General features: G+C 65.0%; 1 protein-coding gene. It reads left to right on the top strand.

The features are described from left to right. Positions 1–24: 24 nt before the first annotated feature. Complete coding sequence (arcA, locus tag DXD77_RS10220; protein ID WP_117584235.1) at positions 25–1,266, top strand: arginine deiminase; 1,242 nt, start codon at positions 25–27, stop codon at positions 1,264–1,266. Positions 1,267–1,272 lie beyond the last annotated feature (6 nt).

Here is a 1,272-nt window from a genome sequence, read left to right as displayed (position 1 = left end):
GGCCCGAAAGAAAGGTAGGAGGCCATGACGAAAGGTCTGCACGTGCCTTCCGAGATCGGCAAGCTCAGGAAGGTCTGCCTGCACCGTCCCGGCGACGAGCTCCTCAACCTGCCGCCCGACGAGCTCGAGCGACTCCTGTTCGACGACGTCCCGTTCCTGGAGGTCGCGCAGCAGGAGCACGACACCTTCGCCCAGATCCTTAAGGACCAGGGCGTGGAGGTGCTCTACCTCGAGAACCTCGTCGCAGAGGTGTTCGACCAGGTCCCCGGCGCCCGCGCCGAGTTCACCGACCAGTACATCGCCGAGGCAGGCATCCGCGGCCAGCAGATGCCGCAGATCGTCCGCGAGAAGCTGGACTCCATCGAGGACAACCTCGAGTTCGTCAAGAAGACCATGGCCGGCATGACCAAGGCCGAGATCGACATGCCCCTCACGGCGTCCACGACCCTCGACTCCCTGGTCAACTCCGAGTCCGAGTCCGACCTGATCATCGACCCGATGCCCAACCTCTACTTCACCCGCGACCCGTTCGCGGTCGTCGGCGAGGGCGTCAACCTCAACCGCATGTACTCGGTCACCCGCAACCGCGAGACCCTGTACGGCAAGTACGTCTTCAAGTACCACCCCGACTACAAGGACGTCTCCCTGTACTTCCGCCGCGACTGCCAGTTCCACACCGAGGGCGGCGACGTGCTGAACATCAACGAGAAGACCCTCGCCGTCGGCATCTCCCAGCGCACCCAGGCCGCCGCGATCGATGTCATGGCCCAGAACATCTTCTGGAACTCCGACTCCAAGGTCGAGCGCATCCTGGCCTTCGACATCCCGGTCTCCCGCGCCTTCATGCACCTCGACACGGTCTTCACCCAGATCGACGTCGATAAGTTCACGATCCACCCCGCCATCATGGGCACCCTGCGCGTCTACGAGCTGACCGCCGGCAAGAACCCGGGCGACGTGAACATCCGCCTGATCGAGGACACCCTCGAGCACGTCCTGGAGGACGCCACCGGCGTCGACCAGGTCAAGCTGATCCCCTGCGGCGGCGGCGACCCGATCGCGGCCTCCCGCGAGCAGTGGAACGACGGCTCCAACACCCTGTGCGTCGAGCCCGGCAAGATCTGCGTCTACGCCCGCAACACCGTCACCAACGACGTGCTGTACAAGGAGGGCCTGGACCTTCTCGTCGTGCCCTCCGCCGAGCTCTCCCGCGGCCGCGGCGGCCCGCGCTGCATGAGCATGCCCTTCTGGCGCGAGGACCTCTAAGGTTTT

Origin of the sequence: Collinsella sp. TM09-10AT, from assembly GCF_003436275.1 — a bacterium.
Taxonomy (GTDB): domain Bacteria; phylum Actinomycetota; class Coriobacteriia; order Coriobacteriales; family Coriobacteriaceae; genus Collinsella.
The sequence above is the reverse complement of the archived record's forward strand: the minus strand, read 5'-3'. Positions and strand labels throughout refer to the sequence as shown.